We start from the raw sequence: 22,017 nt of genomic DNA on the forward strand, positions 1-22,017 counted from the left end.
TCGTCGGCCTTGCCGGCCTTGTCAGCCTCATCGACCTCATCAACCCTCGCGCGGCGCGCCTCTCCCGCGCGGGCAGTGGCAACGACGGCGCGCGCGCTTCAGCGCACGCCCGCCGGCCAGGCCGCCTTCTTCTGGAACAGGTCATGCAGCACGGGATAGATTTCCTCCGCGCCGATGATGCGCTGCATGGCGAAGTTCTCATGCCGGTCCCTTACCAACAGATACTCTTCCCAGAGATTCTGCGGCTCCTCGGAGGCCACCTCGACGTAGGCGTAGTACTGCACCAGCGGCAGGATGGACTCGCGCAGCAGGCGCCCGCACAACTCCGAATCGCCCGCCCAGTTGTCGCCGTCCGACGCCTGCGCGCAGTAGATGTTCCACTGGCTGGCGGGATAGCGGTCGTGGATCACCTCGACCATCAGCTTGAGCGCGCTGGACACAACCGTACCACCGGACTCGCGCGAATGGAAGAAGTCCTCCTCGTTGACTTCCTTGGCCACCGTGTGATGGCGGATGAACACCACGTCGATGCGCTCGTAGTTGCGCTTGAGGAACAGGTACAAGAGCATGAAGAAGCGCTTGGCGAGATCCTTGCGGCTCTCGTCCATCGAGCCGGAGACGTCCATCAGGCAGAACATCACCGCCTGCGCCTGCGGGCGCTTCTTGAGCACGCGGTTGTTGTAGCGCAGGTCGAGCTTCTCGATGAAGGGCACGCGCTCCACGCAGGCGCGCAGGTGGCGCATCTCCTTCATCAGCTCCAGCGCGCGCGCGGAATACGGGCCGTCCTGCTCCAGCACCTCGCCGTACTCCTTCTCGAGCACGGTGAGCTTCTTCTGGTAGGGGCTGGACAGCGCGATGCGGCGCCCGAGCGAGCTGCGCATGGTGCGCAGGATGGAAAGGTTGGAAGGCGTGCCGTCGATGGAAAAGCCGGCGCGCACCTTGCGGACCTCGGCGATCTTGGCAAGGTGGCGCTTGGCCATGTCGGGCAGCGCCATGTCCTCGAAGAAGAAATTGAGGAAATCCTCGCGCGACAGCGTGAAGACGAAATCGTCCTCGCCCTCGCCCGAGTCGCTGGCCTTCGAGCCGCCTCCGCCCGCGCCCTGCTGCTGGCGGTCGAAGCTGTCCCCGCGCACGAACTTCTTGTTGCCCGGGTGGATCCACTCCCGCCGGCCGCCCTGGCCGTGGTGGAAGGCTGGCTCGGAGATGTCCTTGACCGGAATGGACACCTGCCCGCTCTGCTCGATGTCCATGATCTTCCGGCCGGACACCGCCTTCGCTACCGCCTGGCGTATCTGTTCGCGGTAGCGCTTGATGAAGCGTTGCTGGTTGACGGCACTCTTGTTGCCGCCGTTCTCGCGCCGATCGATGACCGTGGCCATATGCTTGCCCTCTTGGAGAGGCCTCGTCCAGGCGCCGTTACGATGATTTTCTGACGCGCAAGTACCACTCCACAAGTAGGCGGACCTGCTTCGCCGTGTAGCCCTTCTCAACCATGCGGTTGACGAAGTTCGCGTGCTTGTCCTGGTCCTCGCGGGAGGACTTGGCGTTGAACGAGATCACGGGCAGCAGGTCTTCGGTGGTGGAGAACATGCGCTTCTCGATCACCATGCGCAGCTTCTCGTAGCTGGTCCACGCGGGGTTCTTGCCCGCGTTGTTGGCCCGCGCGCGCAGCACGAAGTTGACGATCTCGTTGCGGAAGTCCTTGGGGTTGGAGATGCCCGCGGGCTTTTCCACCTTCTCGAGTTCGTCGTTGAGCGCGTTGCGGTCGAGAATCTCGCCGGTATTCGGGTCGCGATATTCCTGGTCCTGTATCCACAGGTCGGCAAACACCACATAGCGGTCGAAGATGTTCTGTCCATATTCGGAATAGGACTCCAGGTAGGCGGTCTGGATCTCCTTGCCGATGAACTCCACGAACGGCGTGGTCAGGTACTCCTTGATGTACGACAGCAGCTTGGCTTCCTGCTCCGGCGGGAACTGCTCGCGCTCGATCTGCTGCTCGAGCACGTAGAGCAGGTGCACCGGGTTGGCCGCCACCTCGGTGTTGTCGAAGTTGAAGACCTTGGACAGCACCTTGAAGGCGAAGCGCGTGGACAGCCCGTTCATGCCTTCGTCGATGCCGGCGTAGTCGCGGTATTCCTGGTACGACTTGGCCTTCGGGTCGACGTCCTTGAGGCTCTCGCCGTCATACACCCGCATCTTGGAGAAGATGTTCGAGTTCTCCGGCTCCTTGATGCGCGTGAGCACGGCGAACTGCGCCATCATCTTCAGCGTGTTGGGCGCGCACGGCGCGGCCGCCAGCGAGCTGCTGCGCAGCAGCTTGTCGTAGATCTTCACCTCGTCCGACACGCGCAGGCAGTACGGCACCTTGACGATGTAGATGCGGTCGAGGAAAGCCTCGTTGTTCTTGTCGGCCTTGAAGGTCTGCCACTCGGCCTCGTTCGAGTGCGCCAGGATGACGCCGTCGAACGGGATCGCGCCGAAGCCCTCGGTGCCCTTGTAGTTGCCTTCCTGCGTCGCGGTCAGCAGCGGGTGCAGGACCTTGATCGGCGCCTTGAACATTTCGACGAACTCGAGCAGGCCGCGGTTGGCCAGGCACAGCCCGCCGGAATACGAGTAGGCGTCCGGGTCGTCCTGCGGGAAATCCTCGAGCTTGCGGATATCGACCTTGCCGACCAGCGAGGAGATGTCCTGGTTGTTCTCGTCGCCCGGCTCCGTCTTGGAGATGGCGATCTGCGACAGCACCGAGGGGCGCAGCTTGACCACGCGGAAGCGCGTGATGTCGCCGTTGAACTCGTGCAGGCGCTTCACCGCCCACGGCGAGGCGATGGTGTTGATGTAGCGCACCGGGATGCCGTAGTCCTCTTCCAGGATCTTGCCGTCTTCCTCGGGCGAGAACAGCCCGAGCGGAGATTCGTGGATGGGCGAGCCCTTCAGGGCGTAGATGGGGATCTGCTCCATCAGCACCTTGAGTTTCTCCGCCAGCGAGGACTTGCCGCCGCCGGGAGGCCCGAGCAGATAGAGGATCTGCTTGCGTTCCTCGAGTCCCTGCGCGGCATGCTTGAAGAACGAGACGATCTGCTCGATCGTGTCCTCCATGCCGTAGAACTCGCGGAAGGCCGGATAGATCCTGATGACCTTGTTGAAGAACAGGCGGGACAGCCGTGGATCGTGGTGGGTATCCACCAGTTCGGGCTGACCGATGGCGGCGAGCATGCGCTCGGCGGCGGTCGCGTAGGCGGAGGGGTCCTTCTTGCAGATATCCAGGTACTCCTGGATGCTGTATTCCTCTTCCTTGCGAGCTTCGAAGCGTGTGGCGTAGTGGCCGAAAATGTCCATACCTCACTCCCGTCAGATTCCCGTCCGAGGCGAAGGCACATCTGCTGCATCAAAAGATCCCGCGCCAGCGTTTGCAACTCCGCCACCCCGGCTTGGCGGTGCTGGCCATGTTGCGAGGCCTTTACTTCATCATAGTCAAATAACGGCGAAGGCTAAGAGCCGGTTGACCAACTTCACGCCTGTGTCTTGCAGGTGCGCGTGCAACCGCGCGACGACAGGCAGGTCTCCGTACTGCTGCTCCCGGCCCCACTCGCGACGGGCATTTGGACCATGTCTTGTGACACACATTACACCTTTCCCGCGCCGCGTGCATAGATGGTTTTGTAACCACAACCACGCTTGCGGTTTTGCAACGCACGCCCCGCGCGGCATTGCGGACAGCACTACCGCCAACGTCCTAAGGCGTCGGCATGAGGGGCCGCCGCGCGCTGCGCATCCGGCACGCACCGGCACGCACCGGCACGCATCCGCGCGGCGGCGCACGCCCTACAGCGTGCGCGCCACCAGCTCCTTCATGATCTCGTTGGAGCCGCCGTAGATCTTGCTCACGCGGGCGTTGGCGTACATCCGCGCGATCGGGTATTCGAGCATGTAGCCGTAGCCGCCATGCAGCTGCAGGCATTCGTCGATGATGTCGCAGTTCTTCTGCGCGCACCACCACTTGGCCATCGCCGCGGTGGGGGCATCGAGCTCGCCCGCGAGCAGGCGCATCATGCAGTCGTCGACGAAGGTCGCGGCGATGGTTGCCTCGGTCTTGCACTCGGCGAGCTTGAAGCGCGTGTTCTGCATATCGATCAGCGGTTTGCCGAACACGTGGCGCTCGCGCACGTAGTCCGTGGTGAGCTCGATGGCGCGCTGCATGCTCGCCACCGCGCCCAGCGCGATGATCATGCGTTCCTGCGGCAACTGCTGCATCAGCTGATAGAAGCCTTGTCCCTCCTCGGCGCCGAGCAGGTTTTCCGCCGGCACGCACACGTCGTCAAAGAACAGCTCGGCAGTGTCCTGCCCTTTCTGCCCAATTTTTTCCAGGATGCGGCCGCGCCGGAAGCCCGGCAGGTCGCGGGTCTCGACCATGATGAGCGAGACCCCGCGCGCGCCGGCCCCGGGATCGGTCTTGGCCACCACGCAGACCAGGTCGGCGTGGTAGCCGTTGGTAATGAAGGTCTTTGCACCGTTGATGCGATAGACGTCTCCGTTCTGGTTCTTTTCACGCACCGCGCGGGTGCGTACCGACTTGAGGTCCGAGCCCGCGCCGGGCTCCGACATGGCGATCGCGCCTACCATCGCGCCGGAAGCCATCTGCGGCAGCCATTTGCGCTTCTGCGCCTCGGTGCCGTAGTTGAGCAAGTAATGGGCCACGATGCCGCTGTGCACGCCATTGCCGAGACTGGTGGCGATGGCGCGCGCCATTTCGTTACAGATCACGGCCTCGTGCGCGAAGTTCCCGCCGCCGCCGCCGTACGCTTCGGGGATGCTCGCGCACAGCAGGCCGACCTCGCCGGCGCGGTTCCAGACCTCGCGGTCGATGTAGCCGCGCTCAGCCCAGCGCGCTTCGTGCGGCACCAGCTCGCGCTCGACGAAGCGGCGCACGGTGTCCTGGAACAGGGTCAGTTCCTCGTTCATCCAGGGCACCTTGCGGGCCGCCATCGCCATGTTCTTGTCCGTGCTCTTCATCTTGGTGTTCTCCGGGAAATGTCGTCGGGGCGGAAGCCGCCGGTGCTGCGCCGCAACACCCGCGGCGCCGGGGTTCGGCCGCGGCGGGAGGTGCGGCGGCTGCGATGTATCGATTGATGCTCTTTGACGCAAGCGCCGGCGCTCAGTCCAGCTGGATGTGCGCGTCCTGGACGATGCGGGCCCACTTCGGCGTGTCGGTGGCGATGACGGCGGCCAGTTCCTCGGCCGACGACCCTACCGGCTGCAGGCCCATCGCCGCCAGCTTCTGCGCGATGTCCGGCTGGCGCACGATGCGCCCGACCTCGGCCGACATCCGCGCCACCATCTCGCGCGGCGTGCGCGCCGGCAGGAACGCGGCGAACCAGCCGCTCGGCTCGAAGCCGGGAAAACCCGCCTCGGCGAACGTGGGCACCGCGGCGATCGACTTGTAGCGCTGCGCGCCGGTGATGGCGAGAATGCGGAATTTCCCGCTATTTAAATAGCTGTTCGCGGACGTCACATCGACGAAGGCCGAGTCCACCTGCCCGCCCAGCACGTCGCTCATCAGCGGCGCGGCGCCCTTGTACGGGATGTGCGCCAGGTCCAGCCCGGCCTGCATCTTGAGCAGCTCGCCGTGCAGGTGCGAGGACGTGCCGTTGCCGTAGGAGCCGTAGCTGAACCTGCCGGGGCTGGCCCTGGCCAGCGCCACGAACTCGGCGAGCGTGGCGGCTGGCACCCGGTTGGGCACCACGAACAGGTCGGACGAGCGCGCCAGCAGCGAGACCGGCTGGAAATCGCGCGCCACGTCGTAGGGAATGCGCTTGTACAGGCTTGGCGACTGGATCATGGCGGTGATGCCGAGCAGCACCGTGTAGCCGTCCGGCGCCGCCTTGGCGACGATGTCGTTGCCGAGCATGCCGCTGGCGCCGGGCTTGTTGTCCACCACCACGGGCTGGCCCCAGGCCTCGGCCAGGCGCTGGCCGATCATGCGCGCCACGGTATCGGTGCCGCCGCCGGCCGGGTACGGCACCACCATGCGGATGGGCCTGGCGGGATAGCCGCCCTGCGCCCGCGCCGGCCGCCGCCAGCCGCCCAGCAGCGCGCCGCCGCCGAGTGCCGCCGCCTGGCCCAGCCAGGCTCGCCGCGTTGTCTTCATCGTTGTCTCCCCCAATTCGCTTGGTGTGCTCTGGTGTGCTTTCCGGTGCGTTGTCCTGCCGCGCGTCTCAGTCCGCGGGCCGGACCGGCGCCGCCTGTTCCTGCTCCTGCAGCGCCCGCCACTGGATCTTCCCGGTGGCCGACTTGGGCAGCGCGTCGACGAAGCTGACGATGCGCGGCACCTTGTAGGCCGCCAGCCGCTCGCGGCACCACGCCATGATCTGCTCGGCGCCGGCCTCGGGCGTGCCGCGCGCGGCGGGCTTGAGCGCCACCACCGCCTTGACGGTCTCGCCGCGGCGCGCGTCGCGCGCGGCGATCACGCAGGCTTCGTGGATGGCCGGATGGCCGTACAGCAGGTTCTCCACCTCGGCGGGCCAGACCTTGAAGCCGGAGGCGTTGATCATGCGTTTGAGGCGGTCGCGCATGAAGAAATAGCCTTCCTCGTCCATGAAGCCCAGGTCGCCGGTGCGCAGGAAGCGCTTGCCGTCGATCTCGACGAACGCCTCGGCGTCGGCCTGCGGATTGCGCCAGTAGCCCAGCATGATCTGCGCGCCGTGCGTGACGATCTCGCCCAGCTCGCCCCGCGGCAGCCCGGCCAGCGTGTGCGGGTCGATCACGCGCGCGTCCACGCCGAAGGTGGCGATGCCCAGGCACTCGCGCTTGGGCCGGTGGCGCGGGTTGGACAGCAGGAAGGCCGCGCTCTCGGTCAGGCCGTAGGCCTCCACGTAAGGCAGGCCGAAGCGCTCCTGCAGCATCGACGCCACCGCGTCCGGCATGGCCGCGCCGCCGCCGCCGAGGTAGGACAGGCTGGAGAGGTCGCGCCCGGCGATGCCGGGCTGGGAAAAGAAATCCACCAGCATGGCCGGCGGCGCGCCCCAGGTAGTCACCTGGTAGCGCTCGATCAGGTCTGCTGCCAGCGCGCGGTCCCAGCGCGGCAGCAGCACGATGGTGGCGCCCAGGTAGAGCGGCGCGTGGATGCCGTTCTGCATGCCGAGCAGGTGGAACATCGGCGCCACCGACAAGGTCACGCTGTCCGGCAGGGCGCCGCGCCAGCGCTGCGAACCCACCGCCGCGCTCATCAGCGTGCCGTGCGTATGCATGCAGCCCTTCGGATGGCCGGTGGTACCGGAGGTGTAGGCCAGCATGCACAAGGTGTCGTAGCCGGCCTCGTCCGCGCCGGGGCTCAGGCCGGCGGCGTCGGCCTGCGTCCACGGCACGAGCGTGGCGCCGGCCGGCGCGCCGGCGGGCAGCGGCGCGCGCTCGTGCAGCCACGCCGGCACCCCGGCGTCGGTCCGGTCGGCGCGGTCGGCGCGGTCGGCACGGTCGGCACGGTCGGCGGTGGCGAGCATGTCGCCGTACTGGTGCGCGATCACGTGCGGCAGCCGCGCGCCGTGCAGCGGCGCGATGCGCGCGTACAGCTCGGCGGCGACGAAGGCCGCCACCGCGCCGCTGTCCGCCACCACATGCTCGAGCTCCGCGGTCAGCCACATCGGATTGGCCGGCACCACCACCGCCCCGGCGCGCAGGATGGCGTAGTAGGCCACGATGAACTGCGGGCAGTTCTGGCTGAACAGCAGCACGCGGTCGCCCGGCGCCACGCCGCACGCCTGCTGCAGGTAGCCCGCCATGCGCCCGATCTGCGCCTGCAAGCTGGCGTAGCTGATGGCGTTGCCGAAGAACCGGATCGCGGTCTTGTCCGGGTAGCGCCGCGCGGCGACTTCCACGTTGTAGGCCAGGCTGGTGCGCGGCACCTGGATCTGCGCCGGCAGGCCCGGTGGCCAGAACGGCGAGCGGCAGGGAGGCATGGAAGAGGAATCGGCTTGCATCATGGCAACACGGGTAAGAGGGAAAGGCGCCGGCCGCCGCCGGCGCGGCATCAATCGAGGCGGATGTTGCGGGTGCGGATCACCTGGCCCCAGCGCGCGTAGTCGCTGCGCATGGTGTCGGCGAAGGCGTCCGGCGTGCTGCCCGAAAGCACCACGCCCATCTCGCCCATGCGCCCGCGCACGGCCGGCACGGCCAGCACGCGGTTGACGTCGGCGGAAAACTTCTCCACCACCGCGCGTGGCGCCGCGGCGGGCAGCAGCAGGCCGAACCAGCCCATCGAATCCATGCCCGCGATGCTGCCTTCGCGGAAGGTCGGCACGTCCGGCAACTGCGGCGCGCGCGCCGGGCCGGTCACGGCCAGCGCGCGCAGCCGGCCGCTGGCCACGTGCGGGCGCGCGCCCATCACGGAGATCACCGCCGCCGGCACCTGTCCGCCGAGCAGGTCGTTGAGCTCCGGCGCCTCGCCCTTGTACGAGACATGGGTCAGGTCGAGCCCGGCCGCGTCGTTGAAGACCTCGCCGTACAGATGCCCGCTCGAGCCGGTGCCGAACGAGCCGTAGCTGAACTGGCGCGGCCGGGACCTCACCAGCGCGATGAACTCCGCCAGCGTGGCCGCGGGCACCGAGTTGTGCACCGCGAACACCAGGCTGGTGGTGCCGAGCTGCGACACCGGCGCGAAATCGCGCACCGGGTCGAACGGCGCCTTCGCGTACAGGCTCGGCGCCTGGACCAGCGTGGTGATGGTCAGCAGCGCGGTGTGGCCGTCGGGCTCGGCCTTGGCCACCGCGTCGGCGCCGATCATGCCACTCGCGCCCGGGCGGTTTTCCACCACCACGGGCTTGCCCCACGCCCTGCCCAGCGGCTCGGCGAGCGCGCGCGCCAGCACGTCGGTGGCGCCGCCGGCCGGGTAAGGCACCACCAGCCGCACCGGCCGGCCCGGCCAGTTGCCGCCCGCGCCCTGCGCCTGCGCCGGGCCGCACGGCCCGATGCCGCCGGCCGCCAGCGGCGCCGCGCCCAGCCATGACAAGATCCTGCGACGATCAGCCTGCATCCCGCTCCCTCCCCCGGTCCCATGCCCAGGCAACGAGATTGCGCGATGCTGCGCTGCGTGGACAATGACCATTCGGCCCAAAATGATTGGCCGAATCGCTCAGGGAAAAGCCTGCCTTTGGTAAATCCGGATTGCGCGGCGCCGGCGCATCGGGCTAACTGGCGCGACAGGCTCGCCATGAGCCGCCATAAGCCACCATAAGCCGGCGCAGACCCGGCATCCCGCCAGACCCGCCAGCCCGCGCGCTCATGCCGCGCCGCAGCATCCGGCAGCCAGGGCTGCGGCAACGAGGACGAGGAGACCATGCATATCGTCGCTTCCGGCGCGGGCGCGTCCGTGCCGCCAGCGGTGCCGGCCGCTTCCCGCCCGCTGCGGGCGGCGCCGCACGGCCCGCCGGCCCGCCACACCATCGCCGTGCTCCAGGTCGAGCAGATCCTGCTGGGACCGCGCCGCCTCGGCTGCGACATCGACGCCCTGCTGCGCCGCGCCGGCATCCCCGCCGCGCTGCTGCAATCGCCCAGCGCGCGCGTGAGCGAAGACCAGTTCGCCGCGCTGATGCGCGCCATGCGCCGCGTCACGCGCGACGAGTTCTGGGGCCTGCTGAACCGGCCGCTGGCGCCCGGCGTGTTCGCCCAGGCCTGCCGCGCGCTGATCCACTGCGCCACGCTCGAAGACGCGCTGCGCGTCGGCCTGCAGCAATACCGGCTGCACCTGCACGACTTCGTGCCCCGCCTGCAGCAGCACGACGGCCGCGCCACCCTGCTGCTGCTGCCGCGCGCGCCCGCCACGCCGTGCCGCCTCTATGCCGAATCCACCTTCGCCTTCCAGGCCTACGGCGTGGCCAACTGGCTCGCCGCCCGGCGCATCCCGCTGGCCGGCGTCGACCTCGCCGCGCCGGCGCCCACGCCCGCGCCACGCGGCAACGCGCGGCGCAGCGACACCGAGCGCGTCTTCAACACCCAGGTCCGCTACGGCCAGCCGCACACCGCGCTGCATTTCGACGCCGCCTGGCTGCGCCTGCCCGTGGTACAGGACGCCGCCAGCCTGCAAGCCTTCCTGCGCGACACCCCGCGCAACCTGCTGACCCGCTATCGCGACGACTCCTGCCTCGCCGAGCGCATCCGCCGCCACCTGCGCGGCCACCTCGACGGCGAACTCCCCTCGCTCGAACAGATGGCCGAAACCCTGCGCCTGACCCCGCAGACGCTGCGCCGCCGCCTGCGCGACGAAGGCCGCGGCTACCAGAGCATCAAGGACAGCCTGCGGCGCGACGCCGCCATCGGCTTTCTCGAACATACCGACCTGCCGTTGCAGCAGGTGGCGTTAAGGGTGGGGTTTTCGGAGCCGAGCACGTTTCACCGGGCGTTCAAGAAATGGACTGGCGTGGCGCCAGGGGAATACCGGCAGCGGCAGATGATGGGGTGTGCGGCGTAGGGATGTTGGGGGGCTTGGGGAGGGTTGGTGGAGAATTCGGCTTTTTTTGACTTTGGGAAGTCGACGGTCGCTTCAACTGCTTAGCTTCAAAGGCAACTTCAAAGTCAAAGGCTTTAACGTCAAAGTCAAAGTCAAAGGCTTTCGCGCCCCCGGCGCGACCTACTTTCTTTTGTCCGAAAAGAAAGTAGGCCAAGAAAGCGGACTGCCTGGCCGGCAGGGGCAGAAACGTTGGGGTTTCTTGTTGTTGTTGGTTTCGTGGTGGGGCCTGTAGTTCTGCTGGCATCCTGCCGTTACCGGTTCGGCTGGCCACGATCTGGCTGGCGGTATGGGTTTCGGGGTCAGACCTATGATGGCGGGTGCACTGCTGGTTCGGGCATCTGCCGTTACCGGTTTGGGCCATCACGACATAGCACCCGCATGGTTTCGTGGTGGGCATGGTGGACCGGTGCACTAGTGTGCCGGGTGCCTCTCAAGCAGTGCCGTTGGGCAATTGTGCATAACCGCATGATATATACCTGATCCTATAAAAATTAAGGATTCATACAGATCAATATATTAACTTTTGACATCAATCAACCAAGAACCAATCCCATCAGAAATAACTGATAGAAATCGTCATCGACATTGCTCAAAATTCCCGGAATTTTGAGAATTTTCGACTACCGATCTGTTTCATTCCCGCATGACCAGTCGCAGGTACGACTCTCACGAGGATCCCTGCCGACGAATTGCCACACCTGCGGCATTCAGCTCGGCATGCTGATTGACATCTGCTCGCCTGCTCCCCCAGAATTCATCCGTCACCCCACAACGGTGACCGGGCGTGGAAACCCGGAGAAATGAAAGATGGACAGCCACATTTGTGGATTTTTTGTGTCCAATGCGTTCGCGCGCGCCTACAATCCCGAGGCGGGCCGGGCGAGGCAGCCTTCGGGCTGGCCGGTTGCTTTCATTCCCCGGTATTTCCACCCTCGCTGCGGGCCCGCCACCCTCACGTGGAAATGAGCGGCGGGCCTTTCGATGGAATGAAAGGAGCCTGAAATGCCGAACATCACTGCTCGTTCAGAGCAATCCACCGTTACCCCCACAGCACCGGCCTTGGCTATTTCCCGCCAATCGCCGGTGATCGCCGAACTGATCGAACTCGCCGTTCCCGCGGACACACCGGACAAGCTCCGGGTGCAGGAACTCGCTTACCAACTGGATGCACTCCAAGACAGCATTCACAGCGCGGCGGCAGACGGCTGCGATAACCTGTTGCGCGTCAGCGCCGGCCTGGGTGCCGTGCTGCAATTGCTGGATGGCGACAACGCTGCGTCCCTGGCGGCTCACGACATCCATTGCCTGCTGGCACCGCTTAAGCGGCAACTGGATGGTGCTGTGAGCCGAGTGCAGGGGATGATCTAGGAATGGAGGCGCAATGAGGTCTGCGTGATCGCCCACGCTGGCGTGCTCGTCGATCTCTCTCCTGCTTGCGGGGGAGGGATCGATGAGAACTGGACTATCGTGGGGATAATAGTTATGCGAGAAGGTTCTGGTTAAGAATTTAAGTCGAATTTCATTTCAAATTTAAATTCAAATTCGATTTCAACCTCAACTTCAAAGACCACTTCAAAGTCAAAGTCAACATCAAAGTCAAAGTCAAAGGCTTTCGCTCCCCCGGAGCGACCTACTTTCTTTTCCCCGAAAAGAAAGTAGGCAAAGAAAGCGGGCTGCCTGGCCGGCAGGGGCAGAAACGTTGGGGTTTCTTGTTGTTGGTGGTTTCGTCGTGGGGTTCGTGGTTCTGCTGGCATCCTGCCGTTACCGGTTCGACTCGCCACGATCTGGCTGGCGGTATGGGTCGCGGGGTCAGACCTATGATGGCGAGCGCACTGCTGGTTCGGCCATCTGCCGTTACCGGCTCGGGCGACCACGACATAACACCCTCGTGTTTTCGTGGTGGGCGTGGTGGACCCAGCGCGAGTGTGTTGGGTTGCTGAAACCGGGATTGCTTTTCAACCGTTCGGCACCGCGCTCGAACAAGGGCCACCGCGCCCACCACGAAACCAGCACCGTCCCTACGACGCACCCATCCGCCCCGGTCGCGGCAGCAGCCCGAAGGGCCTGGGCCTCCGCCATCATGCAACGCCACCACGAATCGAACACCACCCGAGAGACAGTGGCAGCCAAAACCGGTACCGGCAGAATCCCTGCAGAACCGCAGACCCCACGACGAAACCAGCAACATGAGCATTCCTGTTCGGCTCTGCCCCTGCCGGCTAGGCAGCCCGCTTTCTTTGCCTACTTTCTTTTCGGGGAAAAGAAAGTAGGTCGCTCCGGGGGAGCGAAAGCCTTTGACTTTGACTTTGACGTTCAGCCGTTGACTTTGACGTTAAGCCGTTGAAGCCGTTGACTTCGAAGCACAAGACCCCCCCTCCCCCTCAAACCACCCCCTTCCCCCTCAACACCCCAATCCTCTCCACCGACATCCCCAAAACATCCCCCAGCACACTATCGGTATGCTCCCCCAGCCGCGGCGGCGCCACGTCATAACGCACCGGCGTAGCCGACAGCCGCAACGGACTCTTCACCGTAGGACACACACCACCATCACTACGCACAAGATCCACCTGCAACTCACGGTGCCGCACCTGCGGGTCTTCCAGCACCTGCGCGTAATCGTTGATGGGCCCGCACGGAATCCCTTCGCGTTCCAGCGCTTCGACCCAGTGCGCGGTGGTGCGCGTGCGCATGTGCGCTTCGAGCAGCGGCACCAGCACCTCGCGGTTGACGATGCGCCCCGATCCCGTGACGAAGCGTTCGTCCTGCGCGAGGTCCGGGCGTGCCACGCCACGGCAGTAGCCTTGCCATTGGCCGTCGTTGCCCGCGGCCACGATCATGTAGCCGTCGGCGGTGGCGAACACGTGGTACGGCACCATGTTGGCGTGGGCGTTGCCGAAGCGGCCCGGCACCTTGCCGGTGACGCGCTGGGCGATGATCGGCGTGGCGCCGACCGCGACCACGGCGTCGAGCAGGGCCATGTCGATGCGCTGGCCTTCGCCAGTGCGCTCGGCGTGGCGCAGCGCGGCCAGCACGGCGACGGTGGCGTACATGCCGGTGAGCATGTCGACCACGGCCACGCCGACTTTCTGCGGGCCGCCGCCGGGCAGGTCGTCGCGCTCGCCGGTGATGCTCATCAGGCCGCCGATGCCCTGGAAGATGAAGTCGTAGCCGGGCTTGTGCGCGCTCGGGCCTTCCTGGCCGTAGCCGGTGATGGAGCAGTAGACCAGCGCGGGATTGATGGCCTTGAGGCTGTCGTAGTCGAGGCCGTAGCGCTTGAGGTCGCCGACCTTGTAGTTCTCGAGCAGGATCTGCGACCTGGCGGCGAGCTCGCGCACGATGACCTGCCCTTCGGCGCTGGCGATGTCGAGCGTGACCGAGCGCTTGCCGCGGTTGGCGCCGGCGTAGTAGGTGGCGTCGCGCGTGGGCTTGCCGTCGCCGCCGGGCAGCCACGGCGGGCCCCACGAGCGGGTGTCGTCGCCCACGCCGGGGCGCTCGATCTTGATGACCTCGGCGCCGAGGTCGGCGAGGTTCTGCGCGCACCACGGCCCGGCCAGAATGCGCGAGAGGTCGAGCACGCGCACGCCGTCGAGCGCGCTTTTGATCGGGGCGCTCATGCGCGGAACTCCGCCACGCCGTTGCTGAGCACGGTGACGTCGCGCGCCGCGATGCGCGCGTCGAACAGCACGCGCTGCGCGCCGTCGTGGCTGCCGTCGCGCCACATGCGCACTGCCAGCGTCTCGCCGGGGAAGACCGGGCGCGAGAAGCGCACGTTCAGTTCGAGCAGGCGGTCGCCGTCGCCGTCGGCAAAGGTGTCCACCAGCGCGCGCGCGGCCACGCCGTAGGTGCACAGGCCGTGCAGGATGGGCTTGTCGAAGCCGGCGGCGCGGGCCACTTCGGGGTCGGCGTGCAGCGGGTTGGGGTCGGCGTTGAGGCGGTACAGCAGCGCCGCCTGCGGCAGGATGGCGAGGCTGCGCACCGCGTCCGGCGCGCGCGCCGGCGCGGCCGGCAGCGGCTCGGGCGGGGCGTCGCCCTGGCCGAAGCCGCCGTCGGCGCGGCAGAACGTGGTGTGCGTGACGGTGGCCAGCTCCGCGCCGCTGGCGTCGTCGACCAGCGTGCGCTCGATGATCACCAGCGCGCCCTTGTCGGCGCCCTTGTCGATCACGTGGCTGATGCGCGCGCGTGCGCGCACGGTGCCGGCCGCGGGCAGCGGGCGGTGCAGCCGCAGGCGCTGCTCGCCGTGCACGATGCGCACCCAGTCGATGCCGCTGCGCGGGTCCTGCATCCAGAAGCCGGGATAGGCCAGCACCACGGCCTGCGTGGGGAAGGCCTTGAGCCGCGCCTCGTAGACGTAGCGCAACTGGCGCGGGTCGTCGGGCTGCTCGCCCAGGCCGAGGCCGAGCGCGTACAGGATGGAGTCCTTCTCGCCGTAGGTCTGCACGACCTCGGGGAAGTCCCAGTGCTTGATGCGTTGATAGTCGAGCGGCATGGTGTCAGATCGGGTCCCAGTTGATCACGTCGGGCGAGCGCTCGAGCTTGAAGAAGCTGCCGCGCATGGCGGGAATCGCGATCTCGCCGATCATCTCCGGGGTCCAGCCTTCGCTCATGTGCACCGAGCGCACCGGGCGCGGCTGGCTCATCAGCATGATCTCGTTGGCGCGCACGGCGAAGATCTGCGCGTTGACCTCGTGCGCGGCGTCGCTGGCGAGGAAGGTCGCCATCGGCGCCACCTTGTTGGCCTCCATCTTCTGCAGCTTGGCCACGCGCGCCTTTTCTTCCGGCGTCTCCGACGGGATCGAGCTGGTCATGCGGCTCCACGCGAACGGCGCGATGCAGTTCGAGCGCACGTTGAAGCGCGCCATGTCCAGCGCGATCGACTTCGACAGCGCGGCGATGCCGAGCTTGGCCGCCGAGTAGTTGGCCTGGCCCAGGTTGCCGATCAGCCCCGAGGTGGAGGTCATGTGCACGTAGGCGCCGCTTTCCTGGTCCTTGAAGTGGTTGGCGGCGGCGCGGCTGACGAAGAAGGTGCCGTTGAGGTGCACGTCGATCACCGAGCGCCATTCTTCCTCGTTCATCTTGAAGAACATGCGGTCGCGCAGGTTGCCGGCGTTGTTGACCACCGCGTCGATGCGGCCGAAATTGTCCAGCGCGCATTGCACGATGGCGTTGGCGCCCTGCCAGCTCGACACGCTGTCGGTATTGGCCACGGCGGTGCCACCGGCGGCGCGGATCTCGTCGACCACGCGCTGCGCGGGGCCGGCGTCGCCGCCCTCGCCGGTGAGCGACACGCCGATGTCGTTGACCACCACCTTCGCGCCCGCCTTGGCCAGCTCCAGCGCGACGCCGCGCCCGATGCCGCCGCCCGCGCCGGTCACCAGCGCCACCTTGCCTGCCATCAATCCACTCATGTCATTGCTCCTGTCTGCGTATTCACTAGTTCGTTCAAATCGGTGCGGCGGCGCCGCGGCTCATTCGAGCCGCGCGCCGGAGTCCTTGACCACCTTGCTCCAGCGCGCGATCTCGGCGTCGATGTGCGCGCCCAGCGCGGCCGGCGTGGAGCCGACCGGCTCGTAGCCGTTGGCGGCGAGATTGGCGCGCAGCTCGGGCTGCATCAGCACCGCGGCGATGTCCTTGCTCAGCCGCTCGACGATGGCCGGCGGCGTGCCGGCCGGCGCCAGCACCGCGTACCAGCCGTTGATGTCGAAGCCGGGCACGCCGGCCTCGGCCAGCGTGGGCACCTCGGGCGCCAGCGCGGCGCGCTTGCCGCTGGTCACGGCCAGCGCGTGCAGGCGGCCGCTGCGCACGTGCGGCATGGTGGTGGAGATGCTGTCGAAGGTCAGCTGCACCTCGCCGGCCAGCATGGCGTTGACCACCTGCGAGCTGCCCTTGTACGGCACGTGCGTCATCTTGACGCCGGCCAGGCTGTCGAACAGCTCGCCGGCGAGGTGGCCGGTATTGCCGTTGCCGGCCGAGCCGAAGGTGAGCTTGCCGGGCTCGGCCCTGGCCTGGGCGATCAGCTCGGGCACCGTCCTGGCCTTGAGCGACGCGCTGCCAGCCAGGATCAGCGGCAGGTTGGCCACCAGCGAGACCGGCGCGAAATCCTTGCGCGTGTCATACGGCAGCCTGGGATAGAGGCTGGCGTTGATCGCGTGCGCGGCCAGCACCACGATCAGCGTGTAGCCGTCCGGCTTGGCGCGCGCGAGTTGCTGCGATGCAATGGTGCCGCCCGCGCCGGGCCGGTAGTCGAGCACCACCGGCTGGCCCAGCCGCTCCTGCAGCCGGGCCGCCACCGGGCGCGCCAGCAGGTCGGCGCTGCCGCCCGGCGGATACGGGATCAGCAACTGGATCGGCTTGGCCGGCCAGGTGTCGGCCAGCGCCGGCACGCCGGCGCACAGCAGGCCGGCCGCCAGCGCCGCCATCAGCCAGGTCCTGCGGGGGGATGCGCGCGATGTGTCCATGCCTTGTCTCCTTGGTGCCGTTGCGGCTTGTTGTCGTGACGCGTGACGATCGCGGCGCGCGCGCCGTCATTGCAGCGGGATGCCGGTATCCTTGACCACCTTGGCCCAGCGCACGCGCTCGGCATTGATGAAATTGCCGAAATGCTCGGGCGTGTCGCCGCCCGGCATGCCGCCGAGCTCGGCCAGCCGCGTCTTGACCTCCGGCTCGGCGAGGATGGCCGCCACCGCCTTCTGCAGCCGCGACACCAGCGCGGGCGGCGTGCCCGCCGGCGCCACCAGCCCGAACCACGCCGTCACCTGGAAATCGTCGAAGCCGGCTTCCTTCATGGTCGGCACGTCCGGCAGCTCGGGCACGCGCGTGGCGCTGGTCACGGCCAGCGGGCGCAGCTTGCCGGCCTGGATCTGCGCCATCGAACTCGGCAGGTTGTCCACCATCATGGTCACCTGCCCGGCCACCAGGTCGGCCACGGCCGGCGCGGCGCCCTTGTAGGGCACGTGGATGATGTCGATGCCGGCGCGCTTCTTGAACAGTTCGCCCGACAGGTGCACCGACTGCCCGGTGCCCGACGAAGCGAACGACAGCTTGCCCGGCTGCGCCTTGGCCAGCGCCACCAGCTCGGCCACCGATTTCGCCGGCACCTTGGGGTTGACCACCAGCACGTTGGGCACCGACACCACCAGCGTGATCGGCGCGAAGTCCTCGGCGCGGTAGGGAAGTTGCTTGTACAGGCCGTAGTTGATGGCATTGGGGCCGATATTGCCCATCATCAGCGTGTAGCCGTCGGGCGCGGCCTGGCGCAGCGCCTGCGCGCCGATGATGCCGGCGCCGCCGGCGCGGTTCTCCACCACCACCGGCTGGCCGAGCACTTCGCCCAGCCGCTTGCCGACCAGCCGCGAGGCGATGTCGGTGGTGCCGCCCGCCGCCGCGGGCACGATCAGGCGCACCGGCTTGTCGGGCCAGGCCGCCAGCGCGGCGTCCATCGGGCCTGCCGCGAGGCCGAGCGCGGCGGCCACAGCCGCCAGCATGCGAGCGCTGCTGCGCCGTTGTGTCATGTGTCTTCCTCCTGTGAGCCTGGCGGCGATGCGCCGGACTATCCGGTAACCGCCCGCGCAATGCGGGCGGTCCGGCCTTTTTGGTTCTATTGCCACGCCGAATACGATAAATTGGCGGCGGAGACATGGCTATTCACGATTCACAAAAGAGGCCTTTGGCCCAGCAAAACACATGCATTACGACCTGACCGACCTGCGCCTCTTCCTCAACGTCGGCGAAACGGAGAACCTGACCCGCGCGGCCGAGCGCAGCTTCCTGTCGCTGCCCGCCGCCAGCACGCGCATCAAGCAGCTCGAAGAGGCCTTCCAGACCCAGTTGCTGATCCGCCAGGTCAAGGGTGTGCGCCTGACGCCGGCCGGCGACGCGCTGCTCAGCCACGCGCGCGAGGTGTTCCGCGAGCTCGAATGCCTGCACGCCGACCTGCGCCCCTATGCCAAGGGCGTCAAGGGCCGCGTGCGGCTGCTGGCCAACACCACCGCCACCAACTCCTTCCTGGCCACGGCGCTGTCGCGCTTCCTCTCGGAAAACCCGGACGTGGACATCGAGCTGGAGGAGCAGCTCTCGCAGGCCATCGTGTCTTCCATCGGCGCGGGCGCGGCGGACCTCGGCATCGTGGCCGGCGAGGTAGCCACCAACGACCTCGAAGTGATGCAGTTGTGCAGCGACGAGCTGATCGTGATCGCGCCGGTCAACCACCCGCTGCCGCAGTTCACGCGCCTGCATTTCGCCGACCTGCTCGACACCTGCCGCTTCGTCGGCCTCAACCAGTTCAGCGCGATCCAGTCGTTCCTCGACCGCATCGCCAGCGGCATGGGCAAGCGCATCAGCCTGCGCATCCAGCTCGGCAGCTTCGACGCGGTGTGCCGCATGGTGGAAGCCGGCGCCGGCATCGCCATCGTGCCCAACAGCTGCGCGCGCCGCTACGCCAGCCGCAAGGTGCTGCGCTTCATTCCGCTGGAAGACGAATGGGCCAAGCGCGACCTGCGCCTGGTGCGCCGGCCCGGGCGCGAACTGCCGCAGTTCGCGGAGACGCTGGTGCAGTACCTGAAGGATGCGGCGCGGGAGCCGGTGTGAGGCACCGGCGCGGCCGGCCTAGAGCGTGAGCTTCAGCCGTCCCGCCAGCGCGCCGGGCAGCAGGCTCGAATCGGTCTGCCGCTCGCCGTAGGTGCTGCTCGATACGCGCAACTGGCGCTCGCGCGTGAGCGCCTCCAGGTGTTCGCCGAGGAAGCTGTAGAGGCTGTCGTCGAAGCGCATGGTGCCGAGCGGCGCCGCGATGCGGCCGTCTTCCACCCAGAAGCTGGCGAAGCGGGTCATGCCGGTCATGCGCGCGGCCGGCGCATCGGACCAGTTGAGATACCAGAGGTTGCCGATGTAGAGGCCGGTGCCGAGCGCGGCCAGCACGTCGGCCTGCGCCAGCGTGCCGGCGCCGAGCGCGAGCGCGTGCGGCGCCTCGCCGCTGTCGGCGCAATTGGTCTCGAGACCGTGTTCGCGGGCGCTGCGCGGGCAGACCAGCCGCGCGGCCGGCAGGCCGGCGCGCACCAGCGCCGCGTCGCCGCGCGGAATGCCTTCGGGGCCGAAGGCCGGCGCCAGCGCGCCGCTGGCGCGCTCGTCCATGTCGATCAGGCCGCTCAGCCTCTCGCTGCCGTCGTAGAGGCGCTGCAACGGGCTTTCCTTGTGCGCCAGCGAGCGCGCCGAAAAGCCGCCCCAGCCCAGCATGCCCACCACGTCATCGAGCGCGGCCGGCGCGAGATAGGCGCGGTACTCGCCCGGCGCGAGCGCGCGCGCCGGCTTGCCGAGGTGTTCGAGCTGCGCGCGCGCCGCGCCGAAGCGGCTGGCGAACTCGCCGTCGTCCCACTGGCTGCCGGCGTAGTCGGCCTTGACCGCCTGGCCGTTGGCGTGGAACAGGCTCCAGTCGAAATGGAAGGCCTGCGCGGCGTGCCAGCCGAAGGCGCCGAAGCTGCTGGCGAAGCCGCGGTACAGCGGCCCGGCGGCATGGATGCCGACCAGGTCGAGCCCGCGCGCGGCCTCGTCGATGCAGGCCAGCACGTGGCCGGTGTCCGGCGGCGCGGTGTCGTCGGCGAAGCGGCGTTGCCAGGGCTCGCGCTCCAGCGTCAGGTAGGGATCGGGCTGCAGCTGGGCGAGCGCGCCGCGCAGCCGGCCCAGCCCTTCGGCCAGGCGCGCGCGGTCGGTGGCGGCATCGCCGCACAGGGCGATCTCGCTGGTGGCGTGGCGCTCGTCGCGGATCAGCCGCAGGCGCGCGGTGGCCTGCGTGACGTGCCCGGCCTGGCGCACCCTGGCGCGGTTGAAGCGGATGAATTCCGAGGACTCCGCGCTGTACCACAGCGTGAACGCCTCGCCCGGCGCCAGCGCGGCGCGCACGTCGTCGGCCAGCGCCGCGAACGACGATTCCATATCGGCCATCACGCCGCTCCCCCGAAGACTTCCACTTGCCGGAACACGCACGCCGGCGAGGCATGCCCCACGCGCACGATCTGGTTGGGCTCGCCCTTGCCGCAGTACGGCGTGCCGTGGACCTCGAAGGTGCCGGCGTCGCCGACCGCCGCGAGGCTGCGCCAGAAGTTGGCCGAGACGCCGCGGTAATTGGGGTTCTTGACCACGCCCTTGAGCTCGCCATCCTCGATCAGGCGGCCCCACTCGCAGCCGAACTGGAACTTGTTGCGCGCGTCGTCGATGGACCACGAGCGGTTGGTGGACATCAGCACGCCGCGCTCGATGCCGGCCACCAGTTGCGCCAGCGTGTGGTCGCCCGGCTCCAGGTTGAGGTTGGCCATGCGGTCGATGGGCGCGCGGTTCCAGCCGCTGGCGCGGCTGTTGGCCACGCCCGGCAGGCCGCTGCGGAACTGCGAGAGCGCGCCGCCGAGCGGGCGCTGCAGGATGCCGTCGCGGATCAGGAAGGCCTTGCCGGCCGGCTGGCCGTCGTCGTCGTGGCCGTAGCTGCCCAGCTCCTGCGGAATGCCGGGATCGAAGGTGATGTTCAGCAGCGGCGAGCCGTACCGGTAATGGCCGAAGTCTTCCAGCTTGACGAAGCTGGTGCCGGCGTAGTTGCGCTCGTCGCCGAGGATGCGGTCCAGCTCCAGCGGATGGCCGACGGATTCGTGGATCTGCAGCATCATCTGGTCCGGCATCAGCAGCAGGTCGGTGATGCCGGCGGGCACGTTGGGCGCGAGCAGCAGTTGCAGGGCCTCGTCCGCCACGCGCGGCGCGGCCGCGGCGAAGCCCAGCCGCGCGACCACCTCGAAGCCGCCCTGCTGGCCGCTGCCGAAGCCGCCGAAGGTGCGCGTCTGGCTGTCGCTGCCGTCGAACGCGGTTACGCTCAGGCCCGGATAGACGAAGCGCTGCGCCTGCCACTGCTCGGCGCCCGCGCTGTTGAGATAAAGCTGCTCCTGGTACTGGTGCGCCAGGTACGCGGTGTGGTTGACGATGCGCGCGTCGGCGGGCATGGCGGCGCAGACCTCGGCCAGCAGCGCGAAACGCTCGGCCAGGCCGGGAAAGGCGTCCTGCGCGCCGGGCGAGGCGTAGCGGGACTGTTCCCGCGGCGGCGGCAGCGCGCGCATGTCCACCAGGCCGTGCGCGGCGATGCGGGCGGCCAGTTCGCCGGCGGCATCGAGCGCGCGCTGCAGGCCGGCCGCGCTGATGTCGCTGGTGGCGGCATAGGCTTCCACGCCGTCGCGCCGTGCCGTCAGCATCGCGCCCACGTCCTGCGTGAGCGAGGGCGGCTCGGCCACGCCGCGCCGCACCATGCAATGCTCGCCGCTGGCGCGGACCAGCCGCAGCGAATGAAACCCGGCGCGGGTGACGAGACCGGCGAAATCCTGCCTGGCGCGTTCGAACACGGGAGACTCCGGAGACGATATGAGTGTGCGCATCTTACTCCGCCGGCGCGGCCTTCCCCACCGGAACCGCCGCCCGTCCATCTGATTCGATTTATTTATTTGAATAAATTCGTATCAATACTAGATAAATTTGTTTTTAAAAAATATTTAAAC

Annotated in this window: 17 protein-coding genes; 3 read left to right on the forward strand and 14 right to left on the reverse strand. The window is 67.8% G+C overall.

The window, feature by feature from the left end; all coding sequences use genetic code 11:
• Positions 1 to 98 precede the first annotated feature (98 nt).
• From ACWTPI_RS32935 to ACWTPI_RS32960, 6 genes are all read right to left on the reverse strand, one after another.
• On the reverse strand, positions 99 to 1,379 hold the full coding sequence (locus tag ACWTPI_RS32935) for a YeaH/YhbH family protein (protein WP_020205987.1): 1,281 nt from the start codon (positions 1,377 to 1,379) through the stop codon (positions 99 to 101).
• A 37-nt stretch (positions 1,380 to 1,416) separates the two neighbouring features.
• Positions 1,417 to 3,339 carry a PrkA family serine protein kinase gene (locus ACWTPI_RS32940; RefSeq protein ID WP_020205986.1) on the reverse strand — a complete coding sequence of 641 codons (1,923 nt, stop codon included), beginning with the start codon at positions 3,337 to 3,339 and terminating at the stop codon, positions 1,417 to 1,419.
• Between the two features lie 486 nt (positions 3,340 to 3,825).
• Positions 3,826 to 5,013: an acyl-CoA dehydrogenase family protein gene (locus ACWTPI_RS32945; protein WP_020205985.1), complete on the reverse strand. Its 1,188-nt coding sequence runs from the start codon at positions 5,011 to 5,013 to the stop codon at positions 3,826 to 3,828.
• Between the two features lie 142 nt (positions 5,014 to 5,155).
• The gene (locus ACWTPI_RS32950) at positions 5,156 to 6,148 is read right to left on the reverse strand and encodes a tripartite tricarboxylate transporter substrate binding protein (RefSeq protein WP_020205984.1); all 993 of its coding nucleotides are present in this window, start codon (positions 6,146 to 6,148) and stop codon (positions 5,156 to 5,158) included.
• A gap of 67 nt (positions 6,149 to 6,215) precedes the next feature.
• Positions 6,216 to 7,952, reverse strand: coding sequence for a long-chain fatty acid--CoA ligase (locus ACWTPI_RS32955; protein WP_454733864.1), 1,737 nt, complete (start codon positions 7,950 to 7,952; stop codon positions 6,216 to 6,218).
• A gap of 71 nt (positions 7,953 to 8,023) precedes the next feature.
• Positions 8,024 to 9,025 carry a Bug family tripartite tricarboxylate transporter substrate binding protein gene (locus ACWTPI_RS32960; RefSeq protein WP_454733865.1) on the reverse strand — a complete coding sequence of 334 codons (1,002 nt, stop codon included), beginning with the start codon at positions 9,023 to 9,025 and terminating at the stop codon, positions 8,024 to 8,026.
• 303 nt (positions 9,026 to 9,328) lie between these two features.
• On the opposite strand from ACWTPI_RS32960, the gene ACWTPI_RS32965 reads away from it, so the two are divergent.
• Together ACWTPI_RS32965 and ACWTPI_RS32970 are read left to right on the forward strand one after the other, a co-directional pair.
• Positions 9,329 to 10,459: an AraC family transcriptional regulator gene (locus ACWTPI_RS32965; RefSeq protein WP_454733866.1), complete on the forward strand. Its 1,131-nt coding sequence runs from the start codon at positions 9,329 to 9,331 to the stop codon at positions 10,457 to 10,459.
• Between the two features lie 1,041 nt (positions 10,460 to 11,500).
• On the forward strand, positions 11,501 to 11,866 hold the full coding sequence (locus ACWTPI_RS32970; protein WP_454733867.1) for a DUF1484 family protein: 366 nt from the start codon (positions 11,501 to 11,503) through the stop codon (positions 11,864 to 11,866).
• Positions 11,867 to 11,997: 131 nt separating this feature from the next.
• Here ACWTPI_RS32970 and ACWTPI_RS32975 read toward each other — a convergent pair whose 3' ends face one another.
• From ACWTPI_RS32975 to ACWTPI_RS33000, 6 genes are all read right to left on the reverse strand, one after another.
• On the reverse strand, positions 11,998 to 12,252 hold the full coding sequence (locus ACWTPI_RS32975; RefSeq protein ID WP_454733868.1) for a hypothetical protein: 255 nt from the start codon (positions 12,250 to 12,252) through the stop codon (positions 11,998 to 12,000).
• A 627-nt stretch (positions 12,253 to 12,879) separates the two neighbouring features.
• A complete protein-coding gene (locus ACWTPI_RS32980; protein ID WP_454733869.1) occupies positions 12,880 to 14,115 on the reverse strand; it encodes a CaiB/BaiF CoA transferase family protein in 1,236 nt (411 codons plus the stop codon).
• Positions 14,112 to 14,987, reverse strand: coding sequence for a MaoC/PaaZ C-terminal domain-containing protein (locus ACWTPI_RS32985; RefSeq protein WP_454733870.1), 876 nt, complete (start codon positions 14,985 to 14,987; stop codon positions 14,112 to 14,114). The genes ACWTPI_RS32980 and ACWTPI_RS32985 overlap by 4 nt, the downstream gene beginning before the upstream one ends.
• Before the next feature lie 4 nt (positions 14,988 to 14,991).
• Positions 14,992 to 15,906 carry an SDR family NAD(P)-dependent oxidoreductase gene (locus ACWTPI_RS32990; protein WP_454733871.1) on the reverse strand — a complete coding sequence of 305 codons (915 nt, stop codon included), beginning with the start codon at positions 15,904 to 15,906 and terminating at the stop codon, positions 14,992 to 14,994.
• Between the two features lie 60 nt (positions 15,907 to 15,966).
• Positions 15,967 to 16,956, reverse strand: a complete 990-nt coding sequence (locus tag ACWTPI_RS32995) for a tripartite tricarboxylate transporter substrate binding protein (RefSeq protein ID WP_454733872.1) — start codon at positions 16,954 to 16,956, stop codon at positions 15,967 to 15,969.
• A gap of 66 nt (positions 16,957 to 17,022) precedes the next feature.
• The gene (locus ACWTPI_RS33000) at positions 17,023 to 18,009 is read right to left on the reverse strand and encodes a tripartite tricarboxylate transporter substrate binding protein (RefSeq protein WP_059416148.1); all 987 of its coding nucleotides are present in this window, start codon (positions 18,007 to 18,009) and stop codon (positions 17,023 to 17,025) included.
• A gap of 172 nt (positions 18,010 to 18,181) precedes the next feature.
• Between ACWTPI_RS33000 and ACWTPI_RS33005 the strand changes: the two genes are divergently transcribed.
• Entirely contained in the window at positions 18,182 to 19,084 is a 903-nt protein-coding gene (locus tag ACWTPI_RS33005) for a LysR family transcriptional regulator (protein WP_020206531.1), read from the forward strand.
• A gap of 18 nt (positions 19,085 to 19,102) precedes the next feature.
• Here the strand turns inward: ACWTPI_RS33005 and ACWTPI_RS33010 are convergent, their stop codons facing one another.
• Both ACWTPI_RS33010 and ACWTPI_RS33015 read right to left on the reverse strand, forming a co-directional pair.
• The gene (locus ACWTPI_RS33010; protein ID WP_454733873.1) at positions 19,103 to 20,431 is read right to left on the reverse strand and encodes a metallopeptidase TldD-related protein; all 1,329 of its coding nucleotides are present in this window, start codon (positions 20,429 to 20,431) and stop codon (positions 19,103 to 19,105) included.
• Entirely contained in the window at positions 20,431 to 21,864 is a 1,434-nt protein-coding gene (locus ACWTPI_RS33015; RefSeq protein ID WP_454733874.1) for a TldD/PmbA family protein, read from the reverse strand. Before ACWTPI_RS33015 ends, ACWTPI_RS33010 begins: the two co-directional genes overlap by 1 nt.
• Between the last annotated feature and the right edge of the window lie 153 nt (positions 21,865 to 22,017).

The organism is Cupriavidus ulmosensis (assembly GCF_977008105.1).

What these genes read in the sequence shown, in the direction of transcription:
- ACWTPI_RS33005 (WP_020206531.1), top strand. Translation starts at nt 18,182, where the DNA reads ATGCATTACGACCTGACCGACCTGCGCCTCTTCCTCAACGTCGGCGAA.
- ACWTPI_RS32940 (WP_020205986.1), bottom strand. Translation starts at nt 3,339, where the DNA reads ATGGACATTTTCGGCCACTACGCCACACGCTTCGAAGCTCGCAAGGAA.
- ACWTPI_RS32965 (WP_454733866.1), top strand. Translation starts at nt 9,329, where the DNA reads ATGCATATCGTCGCTTCCGGCGCGGGCGCGTCCGTGCCGCCAGCGGTG.
- ACWTPI_RS32985 (WP_454733870.1), bottom strand. Translation starts at nt 14,987, where the DNA reads ATGCCGCTCGACTATCAACGCATCAAGCACTGGGACTTCCCCGAGGTC.
- ACWTPI_RS32990 (WP_454733871.1), bottom strand. Translation starts at nt 15,906, where the DNA reads ATGAGTGGATTGATGGCAGGCAAGGTGGCGCTGGTGACCGGCGCGGGC.
- ACWTPI_RS32975 (WP_454733868.1), bottom strand. Translation starts at nt 12,252, where the DNA reads ATGCCAGCAGAACCACGAACCCCACGACGAAACCACCAACAACAAGAA.
- ACWTPI_RS32995 (WP_454733872.1), bottom strand. Translation starts at nt 16,956, where the DNA reads ATGGACACATCGCGCGCATCCCCCCGCAGGACCTGGCTGATGGCGGCG.
- ACWTPI_RS33000 (WP_059416148.1), bottom strand. Translation starts at nt 18,009, where the DNA reads ATGACACAACGGCGCAGCAGCGCTCGCATGCTGGCGGCTGTGGCCGCC.
- ACWTPI_RS32960 (WP_454733865.1), bottom strand. Translation starts at nt 9,025, where the DNA reads ATGCAGGCTGATCGTCGCAGGATCTTGTCATGGCTGGGCGCGGCGCCG.
- ACWTPI_RS32950 (WP_020205984.1), bottom strand. Translation starts at nt 6,148, where the DNA reads ATGAAGACAACGCGGCGAGCCTGGCTGGGCCAGGCGGCGGCACTCGGC.
- ACWTPI_RS32980 (WP_454733869.1), bottom strand. Translation starts at nt 14,115, where the DNA reads ATGAGCGCCCCGATCAAAAGCGCGCTCGACGGCGTGCGCGTGCTCGAC.
- ACWTPI_RS33010 (WP_454733873.1), bottom strand. Translation starts at nt 20,431, where the DNA reads ATGGCCGATATGGAATCGTCGTTCGCGGCGCTGGCCGACGACGTGCGC.
- ACWTPI_RS32935 (WP_020205987.1), bottom strand. Translation starts at nt 1,379, where the DNA reads ATGGCCACGGTCATCGATCGGCGCGAGAACGGCGGCAACAAGAGTGCC.
- ACWTPI_RS32945 (WP_020205985.1), bottom strand. Translation starts at nt 5,013, where the DNA reads ATGAAGAGCACGGACAAGAACATGGCGATGGCGGCCCGCAAGGTGCCC.
- ACWTPI_RS32955 (WP_454733864.1), bottom strand. Translation starts at nt 7,952, where the DNA reads ATGCCTCCCTGCCGCTCGCCGTTCTGGCCACCGGGCCTGCCGGCGCAG.
- ACWTPI_RS32970 (WP_454733867.1), top strand. Translation starts at nt 11,501, where the DNA reads ATGCCGAACATCACTGCTCGTTCAGAGCAATCCACCGTTACCCCCACA.